Annotated in this window: 1 pseudogene; it reads left to right on the top strand. The window is 74.9% G+C overall.

Features of this window, described 5'->3' with window-relative positions:
* A pseudogene (locus ACFU6K_RS39325) lies at positions 1–1,251 on the top strand (hypothetical protein); the annotation flags it as partial.

The following is a 1,251-nucleotide window of genomic DNA, read 5'->3' as shown; positions in this document are numbered from 1 at the left end:
GGCCCACCGGCCCGCGCCCTGGGTCCGCACCCGGCTGCGCGCGATGCCGCTGGCCGCGCTGCTCACGGCGGCCCTCGCGCTCGTCACCGTCTTCCTGGCGGCGGCCTTCCCACGCATCGCCGACCGGAACGCGGACAGCGCGCTCCAGGAGTTCACCCGCGGCCTGGGCAGCAACGTCACCAACCTGGAGGTCACCTCCGGGATGGCCCCCGGCGACGACGGCCCCGCCCTCGACGCCCTGCAACGGACGTTCGACGCGCAGATCGGACGGCAGCTGCCGCTGCACGAGTCCGGGCAGGTCCACGGCACCCGGGTCAAGACCGAGCGGAAGATGTTCAACCAGGGGTTCACCCGGTTGTCCGAAACCGCCGTCCCGGGGCTCGGCCTGTTCTACCTGCACGGTCTCGCCGACCGGGCGACGCTGACCTCGGGTACCTGGCCGGGCCCCGCCCCGGTCGACGGTCCGCTGCCGATCGCGCTGAGCCAGCAGGCCGCCGAGGCCATCAACATCAAGGTCGGCGACGTCATCGAGAGCGGCACCGACGGACCCGTCACGCTGCGCACCACCGTGACCGGCCTCTACCGGGTCAACGACCCCCAGGACCCGTTCTGGGAGGGACTCGGCTGTCCGGCCAGGGCCTGCCTGGGCGTCAAGGGCGACGACGCGTGGTACTGGACCAGCGGCTTCGTCGACGGCGGCAGCCTGACCGCGCTGTCCCGCTGGGGTTCGAGCGGCCAGAACTTCTGGCGGCTGCCCGTCGACCCCGGCTCGCTGCGCGCCGACCAGCTCGACCACACCCGCCAGGTCCTCGGCTCGTACACGGCCGGCCCCGGCATGACCGCCCTGATCGACGCCACCCTCCGGGCCGACCTGCACGCCACCTCGCTGATGCCGGACGTCCTCGCCCGGGCCACCGCCCGCTACCAGGCCGCGGCCCCGCTGGGCGCCATCGGGCCGGCCGGTGTCGCCGGCGTCGCGGTCGTGGTGCTCTGCCTGGCCGCGGCGCTCAGCACGGACCGGCGCACGGCCGAGATCCGGCTGCTCCAGGCCCGTGGCGGCTCGCGCAGCGGCGTGCTGCTGCGGCTGCTCGCCGAGGGCGCGCTGACCGTGCTGCCCGCCGCCGTGCTCGGGACGACCCTCGCGTTGGTGCTGCTGCCCACCCCGCGCTGGGGCAACCCGGTGCTGCTGGCGCTCGCCGTGACCCTGCTCGCGATCCTCGTCTTCCCGTTCCGGGCCGCGCTGCTCTGGGC

The organism is Kitasatospora sp. NPDC057512 (assembly GCF_042802135.1).
Lineage (GTDB): Bacteria > Actinomycetota > Actinomycetes > Streptomycetales > Streptomycetaceae > Kitasatospora.
The sequence above is the reverse complement of the archived record's forward strand: the minus strand, read 5'-3'. Positions and strand labels throughout refer to the sequence as shown.